Origin of the sequence: Spirillospora sp. NPDC047279 (assembly GCF_040643285.1) — a bacterium.
GTDB lineage: Bacteria > Actinomycetota > Actinomycetes > Streptosporangiales > Streptosporangiaceae > Spirillospora.
In genome coordinates this window covers 63,403-86,603 of record NZ_JBEYUA010000001.1, presented here as the reverse complement: position 1 = coordinate 86,603, position 23,201 = coordinate 63,403, and the positions used below count along the sequence as shown (strand labels likewise).

The following is a 23,201-nucleotide window of genomic DNA, read 5'->3' as shown; positions in this document are numbered from 1 at the left end:
CGTCAAATATGTCGGCTGGTAAACTTCACAGGCTTGTCGCCTGGCGCCTAGGAGTGAAAGGAGGTGGTCGGGATGAGTCCTGGTGATCCTTGCAGTACTGCGGAGCCCCCTCACAGTCCAAGCCTCCGGACTGTTCATCCGACCGCCTCTCATCGGCGTCCGGCCACCGCCCCCATGCGTTCCCCTCGCTGATCGCGAGGGTCTGAGCGCTTGCCGCGTGCATGGCCGGAGGGTTAGGAGCACCTCATGGCCATGACTCGAGTCCGCCCTGGCCGGGCGACCAAGTCGCTGTTCAAGACGCGCGGGCGTCTCGCCGCCGGGCCCGCGTCCGTCGTTCAGCGTGATTCGGCGGTCATCGACTGGGCGGCCTACATCGACGGCCATCGGGTGTCGACCGACACGATCGACGACGCGGTACGGATGATCCGCGACGGCCGTCTCATGCCCGCCGCCGAGGTGCCCCGCGGCGGGGTCATGAGCGCCGCCGCCGAGCCGAGCGCCGGGTTCGTGTGGGTCGGGCTGCACGAGCCGTCGGAGACCGAGCTCGCCGAGCTGGCCGAGGTCTTCGGGCTGCACGAGCTCGCCGTCGAGGACGCCATCAACGCCCACCAGCGTCCCAAGCTGGAGCGTTATGACGACGTCAACTTCTTCGTCATGAAGACCGTCGGTTACGTGCGCCGCGGTCCGGACGGCGCGGAGGTCGTCGAGACCGGCGAAGTCATGATCTTCTGTGGCCCCGACTTCGTGGTGACGGTGCGCCACGGCACGCACTGCGAGCTGGGCTGCGTGCGCAAGGACCTGGAGAAGGACCCCTCGCGGCTCAGCCTGGGCCCGAGCGCGGTGCTGCACGCGGTGGCCGACCGGGTGGTCGACGGCTACGTGAGCGTGGCCGTCGCCGTCCAGGAGGACCTCGACCAGGTCGAGGAGGCCGTCTTCTCGCCGGAGCGCACCGACGAGTCGCGGCGCATCTACCAGCTCAAGCGCGAGGTGATCCAGCTGAAGCGGGCGGTCGGGCCGCTCGCCGGGCCGCTGCGCAACCTGAGCAACCGGCGTTTCGTCCCGAGCGAGATCAAGGAGTACCTGCGCGACGTCGAGGACCACCTCACCCGCGTCCGCGACCAGGTCGAGGCCTACGACGAGCTCCTCAACCCGATCCTCCAGGCGCACATGACGCAGGTGACCGTCGCCGACAACCAGGACATGCGCAAGATCTCCGCCTGGGGCGCGCTCTTCATGGTGCCCACCGCCATCGCCGGGATCTACGGGATGAACTTCGACTTCATGCCCGAGACCGAGTGGGCGTTCGGCTACCCGATGATCCTCGGCGTGATCGCGACCGCCTGCCTGTGCCTCTACAGAGGCTTCCGCCGCAACGGCTGGCTCTGACACCACGCCCGCGGCTCCCCGGGAGCCCGCGAACGGCTCCAGAACGCCTCAGACGGCTCCGCGAGAGCCTCAGAGCCGCTGGAGGCGTGCCACAGGCGCTGGGAAGCGCCACAGAGGCGTTGAGGCGCGTCAGAGGCCCTGAGTGAGCGCCAGAGGCGTTGAGAGAGGGTCACAGACGTTGAGCGAGCGTCACAGACGTTGGGCGAGCGTCACAGACGTTGGGGAGCCGTCAGAGGCGTTGGAGGAGCGTTCGGGTGAACGGGCGCGGGAGCGGCAGGCCGTGCGCGGCGAGCACGGTGCGCAGCCGGTCCGGGTAGTCGGTCACGATCGCGTCCACCTCGCAGGCGACGAGGCGTTCCATGTCGGCGGGCTCGTTCACCGTCCACACGACCACCGGCAGCGCCAGCGAGTGGGCGGCGTCGATCAGTTCCGGCGTCGTGAGGACGCGCTCGGGAGACAGGACGGTCGCGCCGACGTCGAGCGCGGCGCGGGCCGGGTCGCCGGGCTCGGCCCCGGCGAGCCAGCGGGTGCCGGGCACGAGGGTCTTGGTCTCGACGAGGGCGACGCGGCCCGCGTCCGGCGCGTACCGCCGCGCCTCGACGAGCACCCGCCAGTCGAACGCCAGCATCCGGCTCCGCCGGGTCAGGTCGAACGCGCCCAGCACCTCGGCGACCGCCGCGGCGAAGAACGCCACGTCGGCGTCGGGCCAGTCCGGGTCGGTCTTGAGCTCGACGGCGAGATCGACGCCGGGCGCCCGCGAGAGCAGCGCGCAGGCCTCGGCCAGCGTCGGGATCGCCGTCCCCGGCAGCGGGAGCTGGGTGAGGACGAACGGGTCGTCGTCGCTCACCGGCCTGCGCACCCCGGCGTCGAGGGTGGTGAGCTGGTCGAGCCGGAGATCGCGGATCGCCTTGCCCACGTACGGGTACATCGGGTCGCCCGGCCGCGCCGGCCCGGTGTCGCTCAGGTTGACCGGCGACACCACCTGGTCGTGGTTGAGCACCACCACGCCGTCGGCCGACAGGCCCACGTCGAGCTCGACGGCGTCGACGCCGAGCTCGAGTGCGTGCACGAAGCCGGGCAGGGTGTTCTCCGGTCGCAACCCCCGTGCCCCCCGATGACCGTGCACCTCGACGGTCCTCACGGTGGAAATCACGGTCTCGAAGCTACAGGGAGTCACCGATCATCCGATGGCCGACCGGTGAGATCCGATTGAACGTTGCGGACCGGCGCCGCCCGCACCGGCCGGGCTCGGACCCGCGCCGCTCAGACGAGCGAGCGGAGCTGGAGGGTCTGGTCGCGGCCCGGGCCGACGCCGATCGCGGAGATCTGGGCGCCGGACATCTCCTCCAGGGCGCGGACGTAGGCCTGCGCGTTCTTGGGCAGGTCGTCGAACGTCTTGGCGCCGGTGATGTCCTCCTGCCAGCCGTCCAGGTATTCGAGGATCGGCTCGGCGTGGTGGAACTCGGTCTGCGAGGCGGGCATCTCGTCGTGCCGGACGCCGTCGATCTCGTACGCGACGCAGACCGGCACCCGCTCGACGCCCGACAGCACGTCGAGCTTGGTGAGGAAGTAGTCGGTGATGCCGTTGACCCGGGTGGCGTAGCGGGCGATCACGGCGTCGAACCAGCCGCAGCGGCGGTCACGCCCGGTGGTCACGCCGTACTCGCCGCCGGTCTTGCGCAGGAACTCGCCCCACTCGTCGAGCAGCTCGGTGGGGAACGGGCCGGAGCCGACCCGCGTCGTGTAGGCCTTGAGGATCCCGATGACCCGGGTGATCTTCGTGGGGCCGACGCCGGAGCCCGCGCACGCGCCGCCGGCCGTCGGGCTGGACGACGTCACGAACGGGTAGGTGCCGTGGTCGATGTCGAGCAGCGTGCCCTGGGCGCCCTCGAGCAGGACGACCTTGTCGTCGTCGAGGGCCTGGTTGAGCACGAGGGTGGTGTCGGCGACGAACGGCTTGAGGCGCTCGCCGTACTCCAGGTACTCCTGCACGATCGGGCCGGTCTCGATGCGGCGCCGGTTGTAGACCTTGGTGAGGACCTGGTTCTTCTCGCGCAGCGACAGGTCGAGCTTCTGGGTGAGGATGTTGGGGTCGAACAGGTCCTGGACCCGGATGCCCATGCGGTTGATCTTGTCGGCGTACGCGGGGCCGATGCCGCGGCCGGTGGTGCCGATGCGCGCCTTGCCGAGGTAGCGCTCGGTGACCTTGTCGAGGGCACGGTGGTGGGGCATGATCAGGTGCGCGTTCGCCGAGATCAGCAGGCGCTCGCAGGAGATGCCGCGGTCCTTGAGCCCGTCGATCTCCTGGAGCAGCACCGCCGGGTCGATGACCACCCCGTTGCCGATCACCGGGACGACGTCGTCCGACAACACGCCGGACGGGAGCAGGTGCAGCGCGTAGCTCTTGTCTCCGATGACCACGGTGTGGCCGGCGTTGTTGCCACCCTGGTAGCGGACGACGTAGTCGACATCGCCGCCGAGCAGGTCGGTCGCCTTGCCCTTGCCTTCATCTCCCCATTGGGCTCCGACAAGAACGATGGCGGGCATGCCACTTTTCCTTCCCACGACGAAGGCCCCTGATCGCAAGCGCGAAGGGGCCTCTTGCGATCAAATCGTACCCATAGCCGGGGAGTGAAGAAACCGCAGGCCGTAGTAACAGCAACAGAAGTGACATGTGAGTCGATCCGGCTCAAAGCGTGCGAAGCCCCGCCGGATCGGATCTTCAGGCGTTCAGGACCTCCGCCGCGGTCGCGCTGCTGTCGCGCAGGAACGTCTTGCAGCGGTCGGCCTCCTGCTCCTCGCCGATCGCCGCCGCGGCCCGCCCGAGGGCGTGCAGGGCCCGCAGGAACCCGCGGTTGGCCTCGTGCTCCCAGGGAACCGGCCCCTGCCCCTTCCAGCCCGCGCGGCGCAGCTGGTCGAGCCCCCGGTGGTAGCCGGTGCGCGCGAACGCGTAGGAGTCGATGACGCCGCCGCGGGCGAACGCCCGGTCGGCCAGCTCGGCCCACACACCCGGGTAGTCCGGGTGGCGCGCGGCCACCTCGAACGGGTCGACGCCCTTTTCGAGGGCCTCGCGGGCCTCGACGTTATCCGGCAGTTCGGTCGGAGGCACGCCGCCGAGCAGGTTCTGGGTCATGCCGGTCATGGTAACGCCCCTCGGCGCACCACTTCGGGACCGGCCTCGACCTGCGCGAACCGTCAGACCGGCAGCGGCAGGGGCAGCCGGTAGTGGGCCGATCCGCCCTCGCTCGACGGGCGTACGCCGGGCCAGCCCGTGCGGATCGCGGACATGGCGATCCGGTTGGCCAGGACGACGTCCGCGTCGAACTCGGTGATGCCGCGCCGTTCGGCGAGCTGGGCCAGGAAGCCGACCATCCGGCGGGCCAGGCCGCGCCGCTGCCAGGGGTCGGCGATCAGGACGGCGATCTCGGCGCGCCACGGCTCGGCACGGTCCCGGATGTACTCGGCGATGCCGAGCATCTGACCGTCGAGCAGGGCCACCATCGCCTCGCGGTCCCAGTGGTCGAGCCGGTAGAGCGACCGCACGTACATCTCGGGGATCGCGGGGGTGCCGGAGAAGAACCGGGTGTAGAGGCTCTCGCCCGACAACCGCCCGGACATGCCGCGCAGCCGCTCGTCGTCGCCGATGCCGTACGGCCGGATGCGCACGTCCTGCACGGTCGCCAGGACGCCGAGCATGGCCGGTGGCAGTTCGGGTCGAACGCGAGCGACGCTGCCCACATCGAGTTGCTTCATACAACCCATTGGACCCCAGTGCGTTTCGTGAAGCAACCTTTAGACCGGTTCGTTGTATGACACAACTCAGGTAGCGTGGAAACCGTGTTGCCCCGCACGTACGAAACCCAGAACTGCTCGATCGCCCGCGCTCTGGAGGTGATCGGCGACCGCTGGACGTTGCTGGTCATCCGCAGCGCCTTCGAAGGCGTCCGGCGCTTCGACGACTACCAGGACGTTCTCGGCATCGCCCGCAACGTGCTCACCGACCGGCTCACCCGGCTCTGCGACGAGGGCCTGATGCGCCGCGTCCGCTACCAGGAACGCCCCGACCGCTTCGAATACCGCATCACCCGCAAGGGCGTCGAGCTGTGGCCCGCCATGATGATCCTGCTGCTCTGGGGCGACCGCCACTACGCCCCCGAAGGGCCCCCGGTCATCGTCACCCACCGCGGGTGCGGCGGCGCCCTGACGACCCACCTGACCTGCGACAAGTGCGGCGTTCACCTGGACCCCCGCGACATCGAGCCGATCCCGGGCCCCGGCGCCGTCCTCGCCTCGGAGGCCGCCGGCGGAGCCGACGCGACGGCCTGATCCTTTTGTCGGACCCGTGGCGTACGTTCGACCTCGGCCGTTTCCGGGTCTCGTGGCCCGGCCGTCTGGCAGGAGGTCGATCATTCAGATGCGCGGAGGCCGAGGCGTCGGCCGGGACCTGTGCGGCCGCCGTCACGCCCTGACACAGGTGGAGTGCCTTCTCCCGGACACGCACTACCCGGGGGCGCACTACGCCCTTGACGGGACGACCTGGCACGACGGCCTGTGCCAGGGATGCCACGGCGACGGCACGCGGGACGGCGCCGTCTGCGGCGACTGCAACGGCGGCGGCTTCTCGCTGGTCGAGCTGGGCGAAAGCTGAACGCGCGGCCACCCCGGAGGGCGACCGCGCGTTCGTGAGACCGGGCTCCGGCCTCGGGGCGACTACTTGATCTTCTTGCCGGCGGAGAGCAGGTTCTCGCAGGCCTCCACGATGCGGGCGGCCATGTTGGTCTCGGCGGCCTTGCCGTACGAGCGCGGGTCGTACTGCTTCTTGTTGCCGACCTCGCCGTCGATCTTGAGGACGCCGTCGTAGTTGCTGAACATGTGGGCGGCGATCGGGCGGGTGAAGGCGTACTGGGTGTCGGTGTCGATGTTCATCTTGATGACGCCGTACGACACCGCCTCGCGGATCTCCTCGAGGGTGGAGCCGGAGCCGCCGTGGAACACCAGGTCGAACGGCTTGGACTTGTTGTACTTGGCACCGACCGCGTCCTGGAGCTCCTTGAGCACCTCGGGGCGGAGCTTGACCGAGCCCGGCTTGTAGACGCCGTGCACGTTGCCGAAGGTCGCCGCGAGGATGTAGCGGCCCTTCTCGCCCAGGCCGACCGCCTCGACGGTCGCCAGCGCGTCACCGGTGGTGGTGTAGAGCTTCTCGTTGATCTCGTTGGCGACGCCGTCCTCCTCGCCGCCCACGACACCGATCTCCATCTCCATGATCACGCGGGCCTTGGCGCACTCCTCGACCAGTTCCGCGGCGATCTGGAGGTTCTCCTCCAGCGGGACGGCCGAGCCGTCCCACATGTGCGACTGGAACAGCGGCTCCTCGCCGCGCGCCACCCGCTCCTGCGAGATCTTGACGAGCGGGCGCATGAAGCCGTCCAGCTTGTCCTTGGGGCAGTGGTCGGTGTGCAGCGCGATGTTGACCGGGTAGTGCGCGGCCACCACGCGGGCGTACTCGGCCAGGGCGGTCGATCCCACGACCATGTCCTTCACGGTGGAGCCGGACAGGTACTCCGCTCCACCGGTCGACACCTGGATGATCCCGTCGCTTTCCGCTTCTGCGAAGCCGCGCAGCGCCGCGTTCAGCGTCTGACTCGACGTCACGTTGATGGCGGGGTATGCGAAACCGTCCTGCTTGGCACGGTCGAGCATCTCCGCGTAGACCTCAGGGGTCGCGATGGGCATTTGATCAGCGTCCTTTCACACGCGTGGTGCCGCCGGGCATCCGGCCGGGCGGTGCTCCACGAATGCCTGCCCGCTGGAGCCACGGCTCCAGGCCAGGTCAGGGCTCCGGGGAGCGCAAGGGCCAGGTATGGGATGTCGCCCAGGCCAGTATCTCGAATTTTCCCGTGCGAGCCAGCGCGGGGTGGCCCGCAGCGGCCACCAAGAAGATCGTTTGGGGCGCTTTGGCACGCCTGTGAACGGAGAGCCGTCCAAGGTAGGCCGAGGAATCACTTCTCAGGGAAACCTGATGCCGGGCCAGGTACTCTCGCGGTGTGGATCTCGCGTTCGTTTCTCTCGATATCACCGAGTGGCTGCACCCGACGGCATGGCTGCAGTTGTTCGGCACCTTCGCCACGATCGGCGTCATCGCGATCATCTTCGCGGAGACCGGACTGCTGTTCGGATGCATCCTGCCCGGTGACTCGCTGCTCTTCACGGCGGGGATCCTCACCGCGGTCAGCACCGTCAACGGCCAGGAGTTCCAGCCGCTGTCGCTGCCCTGGCTGCTCATCGGCGGCCCGATCGCCGCCATCCTCGGCGCCCAGCTCGGGCACTGGCTCGGCGCCAAGTACGGACGCAAGCTCTTCGACCGCCCCGACTCCAAGATCTTCCGTCAGGAGTGGGTGGAGAAGGCCGAGTACTACTTCGAACGTTTCGGCCCCGCCAAGGCGGTCGTGCTGGCGCGCTTCATCCCGATCGTGCGGACCTTCCTCAACCCGCTCGCCGGCATGCTCGGCATGGACACCCGCAAGTTCTTCATCTGGAACGTCGTCGGCGCGGTGATCTGGACCGACTCGCTGTTCCTGCTGGGCCACTTCCTCGGCGCCAAGGTCCCCGACATCGAGCGCTACATCCTTCCGGGCGTGGCGATCATCCTCATCCTGTCGGTCATCCCAATCGTCCGGGAGATCCTGAAGGGCCGCGGCGGTCAAGGCAACGGTCCGAATAAGAATGACTCTGAAGAGTCACGTCCGTCGCTCAGCGGTGACAGTTATCGCTAACCTCCCCATGTGGGACGTCATCGGTCGGACCCTAGGGGTCTCGCGCGCATATTGATCGCGGCCATTGCCGTGGTGCTGGCCTTAGCGCTACTCGTGGTGGGCGCCATGGCGTTGGTCAACGCGCTGACTTCGGATTCCGACCAGCCCCCCGGCACCCCCACCGTCAGCGCCAGCGAGAACACCGGCGGGTCCGCGACCCGGTCCGGGTCCGCGCCGACGGGTCAGCCGCAGGGTTCGCCGGGCGCCACCTCGGCCACGCCGCTGGTGATCCGCGTCACCGGTTCGGCCACCGCCGTGACCGTCACCGTGGCGGGCACCGGCGAGGTGCTGCAGACCGGCGTGCTCAACACCGGCGAGGCCCGGCAGTACGACCGCGCGCCGCTCAACGTGGTCGCCGCGGACGCGGGCTCGGTGGAGGTCACGATCTACGGGCAACTGCAGCCGCGCGGCCAGGTCGGCCAGCGGGGCGAATGGCGCGTGCCGAAGAAGTGACATCGCCCGGCGAACGCCGGGAACGGGGCGGGGGCGCCCGATGGCCGATCATGGTCCATCGGGCGTCCCCGCCCCGTTTCGCCCTGCCCTCCGTCCGGCCGCGGCCCGCGTTCGGGCCCGGCCCGCGTTCGGGCCTTGGAGCGTGTCAGCCCAGGCCCAGGTCCGGGACGCTGTAGGGGTGGCGGTACTCCAGCCCCTCGGCGGCGATGCGCTCGGCCGCGCCGCGTTCGAGGATGGTGGCCACGGCGACGACCTCCGCCCCGGCCTCGCGCAGCGCCTCGACGGCGGTGAGGACGGAGCCCCCGGTGGTCGAGGTGTCCTCGACCGCGAGGACGCGGCGCCCGGCCACGTCCGGGCCCTCGATGCGGCGCTGGAGTCCGTGCTGCTTGTCGGCCTTGCGCACCACGAACGCGTCCAGCTTGCGCCCGCGGGCGGCGGCGGCGTGCAACATCGCGGTGGCCACCGGGTCGGCGCCGAGCGTGAGCCCGCCGACGGCCTCGTAGTCGAGGCCGGCCGTCTCGTCGAGCATGACCCGCCCGACCAGCGGCGCGACCGTGCCGTCCAGGGTCACCCGGCGCAGGTCGACGTACCAGGACGCACGCTTGCCCGAGGACAGCACGAAGTCGCCGTGCACGACGGCCTTGTCTTTGATCTCTTCGAGGAGGTCATCACGATCGCTCACAGCCAGAACCCTATTCATCACCGCTCCGTGCCCGCGTACCGGCGCCGACCCCGGTAGGTTGGCGGAGCGGATCCGAACGGCAGGAGGGCACAGAGGTGACGCCCGGCACTCTCGTCCTGCTGCACGAACCGTTCGCCGCCGCGACGGCCTGGGGCGACCTTCCGGAGATGTTGCGCTCGTACGGGCTGGACGTGGTCGCGCCGGACGTCACCGACGGCGGCACGCGTTACGTGGCCCGCGCCTCCCTGATCATCGCGGCGACGGCGCCTGCGACGCCCCTGGTGCTGGTGGCGTACGGGGCGGCGGGGCCGCTGCTGCCCGCCATCGCGCTCGCGCAGCGGGCCGCGCACCGCAAGGTCGGCGGGTACGTCTTCGTGGACGCCGAGCTGCCGAGGCCGCAACGCGCGCACGACCACGATCATGACTCCGGCCATGGTCATGACGCCGTGGAGCAGCAGCCGCCGCCGGTGCCCGCGGACTGGCCGGACGCGCCGTGCGCCTATCTGCGCACGGACGCCGACCGGATCCCGGTACGGCCGGACGGCACCATGGCCCAGCCGGACGAGCGAGAGCGCGCGTCACGCGAGGCCTCGCTCCGCGGCTGGACGGTCGTCGACCACCGGCCGCCGGCCGCGGTGGCCCAGTCGCTCAGCGAGCTGGTCGCCACCCTCTGAGGGTCGGGGATCAGGCGTTCTTGAGGAGATCGTCGAGCAGGGCGTCGTAGTCGTCCTCGGCCTGGCCCAGGTCGATCCGGGCGCGGTAGCGCAGGCGCAGCAGCGCCTCCAGGCTGTCTTCGGCCAGCGCCACGTCGTCCGGGCCCGGGTTGAACGCCCCCGGCACCTCGCCGGCGGGCTCCCCCGAGGAGACGCCGGTGCCGACCGCGCGGTCGCGCAGCGCCAGCACCACGTCGGCGCCGGTGGTCGCCCACTCGTGCGCCCCCGTCGCGTCGCCCTGGGCGTAGAGGACCTCGGCCACCGCCCGGTAGACCTCCGGGTCGCGGGGCGCGTCGGCGCGGATCTCCTCGACCAGCCGGCGGGCCTCGTCGGCCTCGCCCAGCTCGAAGAGCGCGTCGGCCAGGTAGGCGCGCGGATCGCCGTAGGTCTCCCCGCCGTCCTCGATGGCCTGGCGGTACAGGCCGGCCGCCTGGCCATGATCACCCGCGTGCTGCCACTGCTCTCCCGCGCGCAGCAGCACATTGGCACGTGACACCCCTCCGGACACCGACTCGGCGAGCTCAGAGAGCCGCCGGGCCGCCGAGATGTGATCGCCCGTGCGCAGGGTGTCGAACTCCAGATCGTCGAGATCGTCTTCCGTCACATGCGTCACGCTTCAACGCTACCCGCCGCTCGGCGACCGAAGCGGGTGAATCGAGGATGATCGTGAAATACCTACACGTACGGCGGCACCCTGATCCGGCCGCAGTCGACCAAACATGCCTCTACCTGCGGAAACGTGCTGGGACGTGCGATTGGCGAACCCGCAACGCGGCACATTCCGCAGCGTCCGCCGTCCCTCACCGTGCAGAACCAGGGCCTGTGACGCCGGGCGCAGGCCGGAACGCGCCATCGCGGGGCGGATCGTACGGGTGAGATCCAGGGCGGCTCAGGGAGCGATGCGGGGAGCGTTCCTATCGGCGAGACCGCTCGAGGGCGTCCCAGAAACCGCGGCGGAGGGCGTGGCGAACCTCATCGTGGAGAAGGAAGTCGATCGGCAGGGACGAACCTTGGAGCAGGCGGGCCTCCAGATCGGAGGGCATGCGCGGCTTGCGGGCCAGGACGGCCTCGAGCCACAGGGCGGGAGCGTCGCGGGCGACCGACTCGCCGAAGTCCTGGCCCTCCTGGTGGGCCGCCTTGACCGCGTCCGACAGGGTGGGAGCCGCCTGGTGCTGGACGGGGAGCGGGGCGATCTGCTGCGGGCCGGTGTAGGGGCCGTGCGGCTGACCGGACGGAGGCGAGGACGGAACGGACGTGCCGTACTGCGGCCCGGCGCTCGGTGCCGAGGTCGACTGCGTCGGGGTCGGCGCGGAGTGCAGCGGGCTGGGAGTGGAGGACGGCGGGGGCGACTGCGACGGGATGTTGGCGCCCGTGCCCAGGCTCGACCCGCCGAGACCCGACCCGCCCAGACCTGAACCGCCGAGCCCCGAACCGCTGAGACCGGACGGCATGCCCGAACCGAGGCCGCCGCTGCCGAGCCCGACCGAGGGCTGCGTGCCGGTGTTGGAGCCGGAGGAGAGCTGCGGCTGGCCGGAGATCGGCGAGGACGACGGCGGGCCGTTGTGCGGGCCGGCCGAGAGCGAGCCGATCGAACCCCCGACGCCGTTGCCGTGACCGTTGGACAGCGGGCTGGTCATCGAACCGCTGCCGATGCCGCTCCCGATCCCGATGCCGCTGTCGAGGCCGGACAGCAGGTTGACGAACGGGCGCAGGTGGCCGCTGCCGATCTCGATGAGGTCGTCGCACTCCTGGCGCAGCACGCGGGAGATCGTCCAGTTGCCGTCGACCGCGACGTGCACGACGGTGACCCGGATGCCGAGGTCCTGGGCGTCGGCGACGACCTGCGCGAGGTCCTCGTCTCCGCTCACCACGACCGCGTCGGCGAGCGCGCCGTTGCGGGCGAGCGTCATCAGGTCGCGGTGGATCTCGGTGTCGACGCCCTCCCGGCGGCCCGGGCGGATCCGGCCGAGGCGGAGCTTGAGCCCCGGCAGGTCGGCCAGCGCGTCATGCTCGGGCGCCTTGCGTCCTTCGACCGTCGCCTCGTACCAGTAGCAGCGCAGCAGCGGCAGTCCGGTGCGTTCGCGGGCGAGATTGCTCAGCAGCTGGAGCAGGCCGCCGAAATCCCACGAGACCGTCTCACGATGGCGGGTGCCGTGCACCGCCATGGCGCCGTCCGCCAGCAGATAGCCGGCGTCTACGAACAGCGCGCAGCGATCCATGCGACACCGCCTTTCTTCAACACGGGACATCTCCGGGTGCCCACCCCACGATCGGAGTGGTGGCGAGGGGGACCATCTTCAGGGTGGCCTGCCCTTCCTGCTCTCGGGGACGTGGTCCGACACTGACCCCGGGCTTCCTTAGCGTAGTGAAGCCCGTTAGTCCCGTAGGCCAATACGGCGATTCGCCACTCTTTCACGAGAGCAGGCCGCGTGTAACCCCTCGGACCTGCGCTTCGATCTCGTGTCCGACCTGGCGTGACGCGTGCCCCACCTCGATGGTCGACAGCGCGGACGCTACCAGCCGTTCCGGTCTGTCCATAATGCTTCCTCATGATCTTTACGGGAAGAATCGGTTGCCGGTTCACCCGTGATGCGCGCGCGACCCGCGCTTCAACTCCGCATGGGCGCGGTCACCGTCACGACTCCCGCCAGGTAGGCGTCCCGGCGGGTGGTCAGGCTGAGGATCCGCCCGCTGTCGAGCGATGCGGAAAAGTAATCGACATCTATCCCAAAGGTCAGTTGTGGGCCCACGGCCCCCTCCGCCGAACCGTCGGCGACGTTCTTGGGCGAACGGTCGCCGCCCGCCGGAGTGAGCGGCGTGCCGTCGAGCATCAGCCGGTCACCCCTGAGGTCGGCGTCGCCCTCCCAGAGCACGGTCCCGATGCGGGCCGCCTCGCTCGTGGCGAGCAGCCCGTTCACCGGGACGTCCACCCGCCGAGCCGCGTGCGGGCCGAGCACACGGGCGCCGTCGAGCACCATCGCCTGCTGGTAGGGCGCCTCCGGATCCGCCACGACCACCACCAGGCTCCAGCCCGCGTAGTGCGAAGTGCCGGGTCTGGTGGGAACGTCGGCGCCCCACCACCGGCCGGCGCCGTGCCGCCGCACGAGGTCGGTGACGTCGGCGAACGCCTGGTAGACGCGGTAGTCGGGCATCCGCCCGTGGTCGACGTGGCCGCTCCGCACCTCCTGGTAGCCGGCGCCCGGCGGTCTCACCTTGACCGTCGCCGGGGTCTTCCGGCCGCCCACGCCCGACCAGTAGAGGCCCGCCCACCGCACCTTGGCGCGCGCGGGCAGCTCCAGCTCGGCCGCACTGGACGACCGGGTCGCGGACACGTCGTCGAGATCGAGCGGAGTCATCTTCCAGAAGTCGTTGTCGCGGCGGTCGCCCTTGCGCTGCCGCGCCTCGGCGCAGCCCTTCTCGCCGGCGTCGCAGCTGAGCAGCGAGTTGCCGGCCTGGACGATCCGCAGGTTGCCGTCGGCCGCGAACCGGGCGGGCATCCCGCCGGCGGCCACGCCGTCCGCCGCCCTGGCCGTGGCCCGGACCTTGCCGGACCGCAGCGCGACCTGGGGAGGACTGTCGAACGGCGCGGAAGGCCCGACGTCGACGTGCAGGTAGGCGGACGTGGACGCCCCCGAACGCAAGGGCTCGTGCGTGCACCGCACCCGATTGCGCGGCCCGGGGGCGGGCGGCGGCTCCTGGTGGTCATCGCCCAGCGCGTCGTCCACCACCTCCCCCACAAGATCGTCATCACCCTCGCCGCCCCCACCCCGCGCCGCAGGACCGCCGCGCGGCGCGGGCCCGCCGTGCGGCACGGGCCGGTCGGGCGCTGCTGGCGTGCCGTGCGCCGCTGGCGTGTCATGTGCTTCGGGCGTGTCATGTGCTTCGGGCGTGGCGGGTGCCTTCGGTGTGGCAGGGGCAGGGGGCTTCCGGGGTGAGGTGAACGGGCGGCAGGTCCAGTTGTCTCCGGGGGGTTGGCGGGGCTTGTAGATGGCCGCGTTGCGGCCTGTGGGGCCGCCCGCGTAGGTCACTCCGGGGGGCAGGTCGACGTCGGCGACGACGTCGCGGGAACGGCCGTCGCCGGTGTTGTGCACCGACATCGCGACGATGCCCGGCTGCTCGCGGATGAGGGTGCCGACGGTGCCGATGCGGGCCGTCAGCCGGGCGGGCGGGACCGGGGCCGGGGCCGCCGCGGGCGGGCTCGGCTCGGCGGGCGGCTTGCGGGCCGGAGGCGGGGGCGGCTGCTCGGGCGGCGGCGCGGGGGCGGGCGCGGGCGGCTTCGGCTTGGGGTTGGCCGCGGGAGGTTGCGCCACGGCGGGCGGCTTGCGTACGGGTTCGATCGGCTCCTCACCGGAGACGAGCATGAGCGCGGCCACCGCGGCGGCCACCGCCACCGTGGCGGTGCCGCCGCCCAGCGCCTGCTGCTGGCGCTTGGGGAGATGACGGAACCATCCGAAGATCCCACCTGCCGCGATGCCGCCGCCCTTGGCCGCCATGGCCAGGTAGGCGGTGGCCGCCGTGCCGAGGATCAGCGGGCCGAGGGCCTCGCGCAGCGCGGTGTTGACGTCGGCGAGCTCGAGATAGATGGTCTTGCAGCGCTCGCAGTCGTCGAGGTGGCGTTCGACGGTGCGGGTCTCGCGCTTGGCCAGCCCGTCGCGCACGTACGAGCCGAGCTTGTCGAGCACCGGGCGGCACCGGTCGTCGGTGACGAGCGCCAGCCCTCCGGCGGCACCGGCGGCGGCCGCGGCTCCGGCGGCGTCGGGCGAGGTCGCCGCCGGATCGGCCAGGTGCATCTGGAGGTAGGCCTGGCGCAGCCCTTCACGGGCGCGGTAGGCGAGCGCGGCGGTGCCGTTGGGGGTGAGCCCCAGCAGCGGCGCGACGTCGGCGGGCTTGGCTCCCTCGACCTCGGTGTGCCAGAGCACGGCCTGCCAGCGTTCGGGCAGCGACTGGTACGCACGGACGATCATCGACCGCTCCAGCCCTTCGAGCGCCGGGTCGGTGAACGGCACGCCCGGGTCGTACAGCTCGATCTGGTCGGTCGACTGGAGCCGCTTCTCGCTGCGGTAGCGGTCGTAGATCGTACGGCGGACGGCGGTGAGGAGGTACGGGCGGAAGCCGGACTGCGGGCCGCCGCCGCGCCGCAGCACGTCCAGCACCTTGGTGAAGGTGTCCTGGACGGCGTCCTCGGCGCGGTCGCCCTCGATGAGGCCGCGGGCCAGTCTGCGGGCCGCGCCCAGATGCCGTTCGTAGAGCGTGCCGTAGGCGGAGACGTCGCCACCGCGGATGCGGGCGATGAGCACCGCGTCGCTGGACTCCGCCAGAGCCAGGTCGGACGCGGCCTCGCCCACGAAGACCCCTCCTTCACCATGTCCGTTTTTGCTCGCACATTGTGATCAGTTGACCACGGGTTGTCGCGGAAGATAATTCCGCAACCGGCGTCATGACTAAACCGATTCGCCGTCAGAGGTCTGGGAGGACGCACCCGGCGGACAGTCCTCCCGCCCATCGAGACGGGTGAGCGGAGGCGGAATGGCGTACCTCTGGAGCGGGCCGCTCCCAGGGGACCGGGCGGCGCCCGGCACCGACGAGCTGCGGGAACGCTGGCGGAACCGCAGCATGGCGGAGGGCTGGTCGCTCCCCACGGACTGGTGGAGCCCTGCGGTCGAGGCCGTGGTGGCCGCGGTCCGCGCGGGACGCGGAACGGCCGTCGCCTGCGCCCGGCTCGGCCAGGCGCGCGGGCGGGCGGGCGTCGGCATCGGCGAGACGCTCGACGACCTCGGCGCGCTGTTCGCGGTCCTCAGCCGGCCCGACCCGCCGCTGTCGCTCGTGCGCTGCGCGGCGGAGGGCTGGGTCGACTCCGGGCTGATGGCGCTGGCCGCCGAGTCCTGCGAGGACCCGCTCACCGGGCTGATGACGCTCTCGTACCTGCGGAGCCGGCTCGCCGAGATCTACCGGGCGGCGAACGCGATCGGCGGGTCGGCGGGCCTCACGGCGGCCGGCAGCCACTGCCTGGTGATGGTGGACCTGTCGGACGGCTCGGAGCCGTGGCGGCGGCTGGCCCGCGCGGTGGTCGTGGCGCACGACCTGCGCACCGTCTTCGACGGCGGCGAGACGCTCACCCTGGTCGGCACGGGACGCGCCGCCGCGCTCGTACCGACAGGCCCGCGCCTCGAACCCGCGGTCGCTTCGCTGCGCCGCCTCCTGACCCAGACCTTCACCTCCGCCGACCGGACCGGCGAAGGATTCCTCGTCTGGATCGAGCGCCTGCCCGAATCACTCACCGAGGCGCTCGACCTGCTCGAAGTGTTAGCGCGCTGACGCGCATCAGGACCGATCGATCCCGGGACACCCGGATTCCGGCCGCTTCACAGGGGCGTGGCCGGTGTCCGTGGTGCCCCGAAGACGCCATCGGCGCCGCGTTGCCCCGGCGAGGGGGCGGGGCGCCGGCGCCGATGGCCCCTGGAGGGTGCGCGCCCGTTCCGGCGAGGGGGCGGAACGGGCGCGCACGCACTCCGGATCCCGAGCGGTCTCCGGATCAGCCGATGTCGGTGCTGCCGAGCTCGGTGAGGGTGGTCTGCGAGTCGGGGGACTCCCAGCGGACATGGCACGCACGCCCGTTCAGCTCGACCGTGCAGATCGCGTTGGCGAACCACGGCCCCTCGGTCCGGGACCAGCGCAGCGGGATCTTCTTCACCCCGGAGAGCTTGCCCAGCAGCCAGAACGGCGCCGCGACCACCCGGAGACCGGCCAGCATGTTCGCGAAGCGGAACTTGCCCTCCAGCGGGTTGCGCAGCGGCGAGCACACGATCTGGGAGATCACCGACTCCGTCTCCGGCGCGGTCACCCTGGCCAGGTAGGAGTAGTGGATGTCACCGGACAGAAATGAGATCGTGGCCGGCGCGCGGCCGCGCTCTCCCTTCCCGACGGAGACGACGTCCCTGGCCACCTCCCGGAACGACTTCTCGAAGGCGGCCCAGTGCTCCAGGTCGGCGCCCTGCCGGATCTTCTCGCCGAGCCGGGCGGCGCGCTTGCCCCAGGCGCCCTCGGCCATCGCCTCGTTCCAGGCCTCGGCGTGGTGGATGGTGCGCGGCAGCAGGTACGGGAGCGAGCTGGCGATCAGCAGGTGGTCGACGTCGCCCTGGCACTGCTCGTCCAGCCAGCGGAACTCGTCGTCGTCCAGCATCCCGCGGCGGTCCTCGGTCAGCAGCCGGGAGCAGCGGCTGTCGACGACGATCAGCCGGGAGCCGTTGATGTCGTGCGCGTAGCTCCAGCGCGCGGTCGTGGGCTCCTTGTCCGCCCGTTCGGCGAACTCGTCCAGGATCTTGCCCGCGTCGCCGCCGTCGGCGGACGCCGTCCGCACCGCCTTGTAGATCGGGTCGGCCGCCCGCTCGGCCGGCGGCATGTTGCCGAGATGCTGGTAGATCCAGTACGAGGCGATGCCGCCGACGATCCGGGCGCGCCACCACGGCTGCTCCCAGATCTGCCGGCGCCACGCGTACGAGGTGTTCCAGTCGTCGCGCACGTCGTGGTCGTCGAAGATCGTGAGCGTCGGCACCGTCGAGAGCAGCCACCGCACCGCCGGGTCCTCACGCCAGGCGAGCTTGTAGAGGTGGGTGTAGTCCTCGAAGTCGGCCAGCTCGTCGACCGGCGGCTCGTCGGGGTCCCGGCGGCTCAGGATGAACGTGCGCATCTCGTCGCTGAGCTCGTCGGCGTAGACCTGGTCGCCGACCAGGAGCAGCACGTTCGGCCGGCGTTCGTCGCCTTCGGAGAGGCGGTGCGCGTACGCCGACAGCGCGTCGATCCCGTACTGGCTCTGCTTGTCCGGCGAACGCCGGCACGAGCCGAACGAGATCCGCAGCCGCCCGTCGGGGTCGATCGTGCGGATCCGGCTCTCGGGGAACTTGGTCACCGGGTCCGGCCACACGGTCTCGCCGTCGATGGCCACCGAGTAGGGGATGTCCGAGGCGGGCTCCAGCCCCTCGATCGCGACGAGCGCGTAGTGGTGGCCGTGCACCGTGAACGTGTGTTCGCGGGCATCGAGGCCGTCGTCGTTGAAGACACGGACCTCGGCGGGGGAATCGGTCTCCACCCACACCGTCGCCGTGCTTTCGCCGACGTGGCGGAGCAGGGGGCCGAGAACCAAAGCGGTCATACTCCGCATCCTTAGCGGAACGGGGGTCGTCACGTCCATCGTTTCGCCGGTTCGGCGGGCGTGACCGGGCGTCGGCGCTTCGCCCCCGCCACGGCGCCCTCCTCGTCCTGCCGGGCGATGCCGCGGATCGCCGGACACCGGTGGATCCGCCATCGTGACCTTCACCACCCCATCCTCGCGACGACGCCTTCCAGAGGTCGTTCGCATGTGCGTACACTGTGCGCTAGACTGGCGTGCCAGCCCGCGACCTGGAGGTCAGCCATGCCAGCCGCCGAGAAGCCGATCCCGTCGGTGTGGACGCGCCCGCGCAAGCAGCGCGAACAACCCGCGCTGAGCCGGGAGCGGATCGTCGCCGAGGCCGTGGCGCTGCTGGACGCCGAGGGCATCGACAACCTCAGCATGCGGACGCTCGGCAACCGGCTCAACGCCGGGGCCACCTCGCTCTACCGGCACGTGGCCAACAAGGACGAGCTGATCGAGCTGGTCGTCGACGAGGTCTACGGCGAGCTCGAGGTGCCCGCGGCCGGCCCGGACGGCTGGCGGGACGCCGCCGCCCAGATCGCGGCGAGCACCCGGGAGATGGCCCTCCGGCACCCGTGGGTGGTGATGCTGCTCGGCCAGGCCGGGCTGGCCTACCTCGGGCCCAACATGATGCGGCAGACCGAGCGCATCCTGGCCGTCTTCCAGGAGGCGGGCTTCGACGCCGCCGAGGCCGACCAGGCCATGACCACCATGCTCGCGTACGTCATCGGCCTGGTGACGAGCGAGGCCGCCTACCTGTCACTGCTCGCCCGCAGCGGCCGGTCCGAGCAGGAGTGGGCCGACACCCTCCGGCCGGCCGTCGAGGCGGCCACCAAGGACTACGACCGGCTGACCGAGAGCTACGCCGCCATCCGCGACAAGGACCCCGCGCGGATGCGCCAGGAGACCTTCGACTACGGCCTGGCCCGAGTCCTGGACGGCATCGAAGTCCGCCTCACCGGCCCCGCCTCCACCGCCCCCACCGACCCCGCCCCCTGACCACCGCCCAACGGCGGACGCCGGGCCAGGCGGGGGTGAACACCCGCCTGGCCCGGCGCCTTGGTCATGTCCGGCATGCCGCCCGGACGGCGTCGGTATCGGGACGCGTCAGGCCTCGGGCTTCTTGACGGTGGAGACGGTGGCGTTCTCCTCGATCGGGAGGGGGGCGGCACCGTTGGTGCCGTTCGCGCCGTGGGAGCCGTTGCCGCCGTTCAGGTTGTTGAGCAGGGTGCGGGCGACGCCCAGGCCGGTGCCGCCGAGCGTGAGCGCCTTGGCCAGCATGTCCTCGACGCCGTCGGCGCCGTTGAGGACGACCATGTTGTCGACGTTGCCGAAGACCTGCGCGCCGGCCTCGACGATCTGCGGCCACTGCTCGGCGAGCTGCTGCGCGATGACCGCCTCGGTGTTCTGGGCGAGGGCGCCGGCGCGGGCCTCGATGGCCTCCGCCTCGGCCAGGCCCTTCTGCCGGATCGCGTCGGCCTGCGCCTGGCCGATGATGCGGGTGGCCTCGGCCTCCCGCTCGGCCTTCAGCTGGACCTCCTTGGCCGCCGCCTGGGCGAGCGCGATGCGCTGCTCCCGCTCGGCCTCGGCCAGCTTGACCTGCTCGTACGCGCGGGCGTCGGCGGGCTTGCGGATCTCGCTCTCCAGGCGCTTCTCGGTGCGCTCGGCCTCCAGCTCGGCGTTGCGGGTCTCCTTGAGGATGACCTCCTGGCGGGCCTGCTGCGAGGCCTGCTGGACCTGGCCCTCGTACTCGGCCTTCTTCATCTCGGTGTCCCGGATGACCGCCGCGTTCTCGCGCATCGCCTCCTGCTCGCGCTGGGTGGCCTCCTGGTCCCGCTCGGCCTCGGCGATACGGGCGGCGGCGGCGACCTTGGCGGCGTGCGGGCGGCCCAGGTTGGTGATGTAGCCGGTCTCGTCGTCGATCTCCTGGATCTGCAGCGAGTCGACCACCAGGCCCAGCTTGTTCATCTCGTCGGCCGCGGAGCTGCGCGTCTCGCCGGTGAGGCGCTCGCGGTTGAGGATGAGGTCCTCGACGGTCAGGTTGCCGATGATGGAACGCAGGTGACCGGTGAACAGCTCGTGGATCGCGCCGTCCATCGACCCCTGCTGCTCCAGGAAGCGGCGGGCCGCGTTGGCGATGGAGACCAGGTCGTCGCCGACCTTGTAGATGACCACGCCGCGCACCTTGACCGGGATGCCCTGCTGGGTGACGCAGCTGACCTCGAGGTTGGCGGCCCGGCTGTCGAGGCGCAGGCGCCGCGAGACCTGGAAGCCCGGCAACACCGACGTGCCCTTGCCCGTCACGATCTTGAAGCCGAGACTGTCCACGCCGTCGATCGGCTTGGACTTCGCGCCCAGACCCGAGATGATCAGCGCCTCGTTCGGCTCCGCGACCCGCCACACCATCTTGAACAGGATGATCAAGATGATCACGGCGGCGACCGCCGCCATCGCCACGAACAAAATGGGCATGAGGAGCCTCCCGGGGGTCTGGCTGGAGCTTTCGGCGACGTCGGAACGAATCGAACGTCGCCACATAGACGCAGCGAACGTCTCGCCGGTTCGCCTTCCGGCGCAACCTGAATGGCCGCTTCAGGCCGCCTGAAAGCGGACGTCAGCCCAGGGCGGGGGCCACGTAGACGGTGCGCGGGGGGTGGTACTCGACGACCACGATGATGGTGCCCACGATGATCTCGTCCCGCGGGTCGACCGGATGCGCGTAGAACGCCTCCACGCCGCCGCGGACAGGGATCATGACCTCCCCGACGAGGCCTGGGCCGATCCTGCCGGTGACCCGGCCCTCCTTGCCGATCAAGGTCTCCCCCGCTCGTTCTCGATGTCCGCAGACGAACGGTATCCGACCGGACGTGCCTTAGGGCGTCCCAACGTCGACTGCCCGGCTTTGGGACACGCCCTGGGTCAGGGAAGGATGCGCTGCGCCTGGTCGAACGCCTGGCGCGCGAGCAGTTCGACGTCCGCGCGCGTGGCGTTCGGCCCGTACAGGCTCACGGTCGCCATGTAGCGGCGCCCGCGCAGCACCACGTACCAGGCGCGGGTGTGCGAGCTGCCCGACACCGTCGTCACGCCGACGGTGCGCGAGCCCTCGCCGATCGTGCCCGGGGGAGCCTCGACGACCTGGTGCTCGGACCACTGCGCGCCGACCCTCGTGCGGAAGGCGGTACAGCCGACCGGGACCCGCGTCCGCACCAGCCGTTCGGCCATCTCGGAGTTCATCGCGACCAGCGTCTCGGTGGCGATCTGGCCGCTGCCGCGCGCGAACGTGGCGATCGCGGCGGGGAGGCCGGGGTCCACCGCGCGCATCCCGCCGGTCATCGCGGTCGCGCAGCGCGGCTCGTCCATCCGGACCTGCTTCTGCAGCTGCGTGGAGTTCTGGACGGCCTTGAGCGCGCCGTACTCCCCCGAGTCGGGCTCGCCCGAACGCTGGTATCCGGCGACGTCGAGGAGCAGGGCCTGTTCGAGCTGGTCGGAGGTGTAACCGGTGCCCGCCAGCGCGGCCCTTCCCGTCGCCTTCACCGGCTGGACGTTCTCGCCGTTCCCGCCACCGCCGCTGCACGCGGCCGCCGCCGCCGTCGCCGTCAGGACAACCGCCGCCGTGAAGATCCTGTGCGCCGCCATGCGGGTGACCCTAGGCGCACTCGGCGCAAGACGGTGCAGACGACACGCCCTTGGTCCAACCCGGCGCAGACTCACCATGATCGGACCCCGGTCCACCTGGGTAGACCCCTGGAGCGCCCGCCGCTCCGGGCGCCGGTTGAGACTCGGGGGGATCAACGAGATGACCGCGATGGTCAAGGCGGGGGCCGCCGGGCTCTTCGCGGCCAACCGGCTGAACGCGGGGCGCAAGCTCATCGACGCCGACCCGACCCTGTGCAAGGCCCTCAAGGAGCCGGTCGACGCGTTGTGGACCTCGATGACCGGGCTCGCCGGCAAGTTCAGGAAGGGCGAGGTGAACCCGGCCGACATCGACTCGGTCTCCACGGCCATCGACGGCGTCAAGTCGGACGCGAGCGAGAAGGCCGACACCACCATCAAGAACCGCCAGGCGCCCGGCTTCTGAGCTCGAGCCCCCGGAGGACGGATCAGGCGGGGGTCTCGGGGCGGGTCTGGGCGTCGGCGCGGTCGTTGTAGACGCCGGCGAACTCCTGTCCGGAGAGCTTCTGGATGGTCTCGACGACCTCGTCGGTGATGGCGCGGCGGGCCTTGGCCGGGGCCAGCTCGCGGTAGTGCGTGAAGTCGATCGGGGGACCGATGCGCACGGTCGGGCGGGGGCCGAAGAAGCGGGGGAAGGAGGCACCGATGGGCTGGATCTTCTCGGTGCCCTCGAGCCCGACCGGAAGCACGCGCGCGCCGGAGGCGAGGACCAGCCAGCCCAGGCCGGTGCGGCCGCGGTAGAGGCGGCCGTCGGGCGAACGGGTCCCCTCGGGGTAGACGGCGAAGGCGCCGGCGTGGTCGAGGATGTCGACGGCCTGCTCCAGGGCGCCCATCGCGGCGCGCTGGGCGCCGCGCTTCACCGGGACGTGCCCGAGGTTGGTCATGAACCAGCGCACGAAACGGCCCTTGACGCCCCGGCCGGTGAAGTAGTCGGCCTTGGCGATGTAGGTCACCGGGCGGGGGATGGCCAGCGGGATGATGAAGCTGTCGATGAAGGACAGGTGGTTGCTGGCCACGATGATCGGACCGTAGTCCGGGACGTTCTCGCCGCCGATGACCCGCGGGCGGAAAATCACCCAGAGGATCGGACGGACCACGCGGGTCATGAACGTGTAGAACACCCAGCCTCCTGAATTCGGCACCGACACTGTAACGCCCGTGCCGATCCGGGCCCGGTCCGCCGTCCTCCCTAATCAGGTGCCGAGACTTCCAGAAATGGACCATCCGCAGGTCAGGCGGACGGGCCGATAGATATCTCACACCAAGAACCGGTCATGGAACTTCTTCAATATTGGACCGGCGATCCAATCCCG

General features: G+C 70.9%; 23 protein-coding genes. 9 read left to right on the top strand and 14 right to left on the bottom strand.

Features of this window, described 5'->3' with window-relative positions:
* Nucleotides 1-246: 246 nt before the first annotated feature.
* Complete coding sequence (locus tag ABZ810_RS00400; RefSeq protein WP_358397311.1) at nt 247-1,386, top strand: magnesium and cobalt transport protein CorA; 1,140 nt, start codon at nt 247-249, stop codon at nt 1,384-1,386.
* A 229-nt stretch (nt 1,387-1,615) separates the two neighbouring features.
* On the opposite strand, the gene ABZ810_RS00395 is transcribed toward ABZ810_RS00400, so the two are convergent.
* The 4 genes from ABZ810_RS00395 to ABZ810_RS00380 all read right to left on the bottom strand — a co-directional run bounded on the left by ABZ810_RS00395 (nt 1,616) and on the right by ABZ810_RS00380 (nt 5,139).
* Nucleotides 1,616-2,539 carry a glycerophosphodiester phosphodiesterase family protein gene (locus tag ABZ810_RS00395; protein ID WP_358397308.1) on the bottom strand — a complete coding sequence of 308 codons (924 nt, stop codon included), beginning with the start codon at nt 2,537-2,539 and terminating at the stop codon, nt 1,616-1,618.
* Between the two features lie 110 nt (nt 2,540-2,649).
* Entirely contained in the window at nt 2,650-3,933 is a 1,284-nt protein-coding gene (locus ABZ810_RS00390) for an adenylosuccinate synthase (protein WP_358397306.1), read from the bottom strand.
* Nucleotides 3,934-4,108: 175 nt separating this feature from the next.
* Complete coding sequence (locus ABZ810_RS00385; RefSeq protein WP_358397305.1) at nt 4,109-4,528, bottom strand: DUF3151 domain-containing protein; 420 nt, start codon at nt 4,526-4,528, stop codon at nt 4,109-4,111.
* A 53-nt stretch (nt 4,529-4,581) separates the two neighbouring features.
* Nucleotides 4,582-5,139 carry a GNAT family N-acetyltransferase gene (locus tag ABZ810_RS00380; protein WP_358397303.1) on the bottom strand — a complete coding sequence of 186 codons (558 nt, stop codon included), beginning with the start codon at nt 5,137-5,139 and terminating at the stop codon, nt 4,582-4,584.
* Nucleotides 5,140-5,223: 84 nt separating this feature from the next.
* Between ABZ810_RS00380 and ABZ810_RS00375 the strand changes: the two genes are divergently transcribed.
* Together ABZ810_RS00375 and ABZ810_RS00370 are read left to right on the top strand one after the other, a co-directional pair.
* The gene (locus ABZ810_RS00375; protein WP_358397300.1) at nt 5,224-5,712 is read left to right on the top strand and encodes a helix-turn-helix domain-containing protein; all 489 of its coding nucleotides are present in this window, start codon (nt 5,224-5,226) and stop codon (nt 5,710-5,712) included.
* An 88-nt stretch (nt 5,713-5,800) separates the two neighbouring features.
* Nucleotides 5,801-6,034, top strand: a complete 234-nt coding sequence (locus ABZ810_RS00370; protein WP_358397299.1) for a hypothetical protein — start codon at nt 5,801-5,803, stop codon at nt 6,032-6,034.
* Between the two features lie 62 nt (nt 6,035-6,096).
* On the opposite strand, the gene fbaA is transcribed toward ABZ810_RS00370, so the two are convergent.
* A complete protein-coding gene (gene fbaA, locus ABZ810_RS00365; protein WP_358397296.1) occupies nt 6,097-7,119 on the bottom strand; it encodes a class II fructose-bisphosphate aldolase in 1,023 nt (340 codons plus the stop codon).
* A 311-nt stretch (nt 7,120-7,430) separates the two neighbouring features.
* On the opposite strand from fbaA, the gene ABZ810_RS00360 reads away from it, so the two are divergent.
* Both ABZ810_RS00360 and ABZ810_RS00355 read left to right on the top strand, forming a co-directional pair.
* Nucleotides 7,431-8,159, top strand: coding sequence for a DedA family protein (locus tag ABZ810_RS00360; protein WP_358397294.1), 729 nt, complete (start codon nt 7,431-7,433; stop codon nt 8,157-8,159).
* A 105-nt stretch (nt 8,160-8,264) separates the two neighbouring features.
* The gene (locus ABZ810_RS00355; RefSeq protein ID WP_358397291.1) at nt 8,265-8,651 is read left to right on the top strand and encodes a hypothetical protein; all 387 of its coding nucleotides are present in this window, start codon (nt 8,265-8,267) and stop codon (nt 8,649-8,651) included.
* A 145-nt stretch (nt 8,652-8,796) separates the two neighbouring features.
* Here ABZ810_RS00355 and pyrE read toward each other — a convergent pair whose 3' ends face one another.
* Complete coding sequence (gene pyrE, locus ABZ810_RS00350) at nt 8,797-9,333, bottom strand: orotate phosphoribosyltransferase (RefSeq protein WP_358397289.1); 537 nt, start codon at nt 9,331-9,333, stop codon at nt 8,797-8,799.
* Nucleotides 9,334-9,428: 95 nt separating this feature from the next.
* Here pyrE and ABZ810_RS00345 point away from each other — a divergent pair, with 95 nt between their 5' ends.
* Complete coding sequence (locus tag ABZ810_RS00345; protein ID WP_358397287.1) at nt 9,429-10,007, top strand: hypothetical protein; 579 nt, start codon at nt 9,429-9,431, stop codon at nt 10,005-10,007.
* A gap of 10 nt (nt 10,008-10,017) precedes the next feature.
* Here ABZ810_RS00345 and ABZ810_RS00340 read toward each other — a convergent pair whose 3' ends face one another.
* From ABZ810_RS00340 to ABZ810_RS00330, 3 genes are all read right to left on the bottom strand, one after another.
* Nucleotides 10,018-10,659 carry a tetratricopeptide repeat protein gene (locus ABZ810_RS00340; RefSeq protein ID WP_358397284.1) on the bottom strand — a complete coding sequence of 214 codons (642 nt, stop codon included), beginning with the start codon at nt 10,657-10,659 and terminating at the stop codon, nt 10,018-10,020.
* A 301-nt stretch (nt 10,660-10,960) separates the two neighbouring features.
* Nucleotides 10,961-12,265, bottom strand: coding sequence for an NYN domain-containing protein (locus tag ABZ810_RS00335; protein WP_358397282.1), 1,305 nt, complete (start codon nt 12,263-12,265; stop codon nt 10,961-10,963).
* Between the two features lie 390 nt (nt 12,266-12,655).
* Nucleotides 12,656-15,391, bottom strand: a complete 2,736-nt coding sequence (locus tag ABZ810_RS00330) for a sigma-70 family RNA polymerase sigma factor (protein WP_358397279.1) — start codon at nt 15,389-15,391, stop codon at nt 12,656-12,658.
* A gap of 181 nt (nt 15,392-15,572) precedes the next feature.
* On the opposite strand from ABZ810_RS00330, the gene ABZ810_RS00325 reads away from it, so the two are divergent.
* Entirely contained in the window at nt 15,573-16,361 is a 789-nt protein-coding gene (locus tag ABZ810_RS00325; protein ID WP_358397276.1) for a hypothetical protein, read from the top strand.
* Nucleotides 16,362-16,578: 217 nt separating this feature from the next.
* Here the strand turns inward: ABZ810_RS00325 and ABZ810_RS00320 are convergent, their stop codons facing one another.
* Nucleotides 16,579-18,195 (bottom strand): alkaline phosphatase D family protein, encoded by a 1,617-nt coding sequence (locus tag ABZ810_RS00320; RefSeq protein WP_358397274.1) that lies wholly within the window; start codon nt 18,193-18,195, stop codon nt 16,579-16,581.
* 261 nt (nt 18,196-18,456) lie between these two features.
* On the opposite strand from ABZ810_RS00320, the gene ABZ810_RS00315 reads away from it, so the two are divergent.
* A complete protein-coding gene (locus tag ABZ810_RS00315) occupies nt 18,457-19,215 on the top strand; it encodes a TetR/AcrR family transcriptional regulator (protein ID WP_358397272.1) in 759 nt (252 codons plus the stop codon).
* Nucleotides 19,216-19,323: 108 nt separating this feature from the next.
* Here the strand turns inward: ABZ810_RS00315 and ABZ810_RS00310 are convergent, their stop codons facing one another.
* The 3 genes from ABZ810_RS00310 to ABZ810_RS00300 form a co-directional block, all read right to left on the bottom strand.
* Nucleotides 19,324-20,688, bottom strand: coding sequence for an SPFH domain-containing protein (locus tag ABZ810_RS00310; protein WP_358397270.1), 1,365 nt, complete (start codon nt 20,686-20,688; stop codon nt 19,324-19,326).
* A 142-nt stretch (nt 20,689-20,830) separates the two neighbouring features.
* The gene (locus tag ABZ810_RS00305; protein ID WP_358397268.1) at nt 20,831-21,031 is read right to left on the bottom strand and encodes a hypothetical protein; all 201 of its coding nucleotides are present in this window, start codon (nt 21,029-21,031) and stop codon (nt 20,831-20,833) included.
* Nucleotides 21,032-21,135: 104 nt separating this feature from the next.
* Nucleotides 21,136-21,852, bottom strand: a complete 717-nt coding sequence (locus tag ABZ810_RS00300) for a hypothetical protein (RefSeq protein WP_358397266.1) — start codon at nt 21,850-21,852, stop codon at nt 21,136-21,138.
* A 160-nt stretch (nt 21,853-22,012) separates the two neighbouring features.
* On the opposite strand from ABZ810_RS00300, the gene ABZ810_RS00295 reads away from it, so the two are divergent.
* Nucleotides 22,013-22,294: a hypothetical protein gene (locus tag ABZ810_RS00295; RefSeq protein ID WP_358397264.1), complete on the top strand. Its 282-nt coding sequence runs from the start codon at nt 22,013-22,015 to the stop codon at nt 22,292-22,294.
* Between the two features lie 22 nt (nt 22,295-22,316).
* Here ABZ810_RS00295 and ABZ810_RS00290 read toward each other — a convergent pair whose 3' ends face one another.
* Nucleotides 22,317-23,009 (bottom strand): lysophospholipid acyltransferase family protein, encoded by a 693-nt coding sequence (locus ABZ810_RS00290; protein WP_358397262.1) that lies wholly within the window; start codon nt 23,007-23,009, stop codon nt 22,317-22,319.
* Between the last annotated feature and the right edge of the window lie 192 nt (nt 23,010-23,201).

What these genes read in the sequence shown, in the direction of transcription:
- fbaA (WP_358397296.1), bottom strand. Translation starts at nt 7,119, where the DNA reads ATGCCCATCGCGACCCCTGAGGTCTACGCGGAGATGCTCGACCGTGCC.
- ABZ810_RS00380 (WP_358397303.1), bottom strand. Translation starts at nt 5,139, where the DNA reads ATGAAGCAACTCGATGTGGGCAGCGTCGCTCGCGTTCGACCCGAACTG.
- ABZ810_RS00300 (WP_358397266.1), bottom strand. Translation starts at nt 21,852, where the DNA reads ATGGCGGCGCACAGGATCTTCACGGCGGCGGTTGTCCTGACGGCGACG.
- ABZ810_RS00400 (WP_358397311.1), top strand. Translation starts at nt 247, where the DNA reads ATGGCCATGACTCGAGTCCGCCCTGGCCGGGCGACCAAGTCGCTGTTC.
- ABZ810_RS00315 (WP_358397272.1), top strand. Translation starts at nt 18,457, where the DNA reads ATGCCAGCCGCCGAGAAGCCGATCCCGTCGGTGTGGACGCGCCCGCGC.
- ABZ810_RS00295 (WP_358397264.1), top strand. Translation starts at nt 22,013, where the DNA reads ATGACCGCGATGGTCAAGGCGGGGGCCGCCGGGCTCTTCGCGGCCAAC.
- ABZ810_RS00385 (WP_358397305.1), bottom strand. Translation starts at nt 4,528, where the DNA reads ATGACCGGCATGACCCAGAACCTGCTCGGCGGCGTGCCTCCGACCGAA.
- ABZ810_RS00355 (WP_358397291.1), top strand. Translation starts at nt 8,265, where the DNA reads ATGGCGTTGGTCAACGCGCTGACTTCGGATTCCGACCAGCCCCCCGGC.
- ABZ810_RS00370 (WP_358397299.1), top strand. Translation starts at nt 5,801, where the DNA reads ATGCGCGGAGGCCGAGGCGTCGGCCGGGACCTGTGCGGCCGCCGTCAC.
- ABZ810_RS00325 (WP_358397276.1), top strand. Translation starts at nt 15,573, where the DNA reads ATGGCGTACCTCTGGAGCGGGCCGCTCCCAGGGGACCGGGCGGCGCCC.
- ABZ810_RS00320 (WP_358397274.1), bottom strand. Translation starts at nt 18,195, where the DNA reads ATGACCGCTTTGGTTCTCGGCCCCCTGCTCCGCCACGTCGGCGAAAGC.
- ABZ810_RS00335 (WP_358397282.1), bottom strand. Translation starts at nt 12,265, where the DNA reads ATGGATCGCTGCGCGCTGTTCGTAGACGCCGGCTATCTGCTGGCGGAC.
- ABZ810_RS00390 (WP_358397306.1), bottom strand. Translation starts at nt 3,933, where the DNA reads ATGCCCGCCATCGTTCTTGTCGGAGCCCAATGGGGAGATGAAGGCAAG.
- ABZ810_RS00310 (WP_358397270.1), bottom strand. Translation starts at nt 20,688, where the DNA reads ATGCCCATTTTGTTCGTGGCGATGGCGGCGGTCGCCGCCGTGATCATC.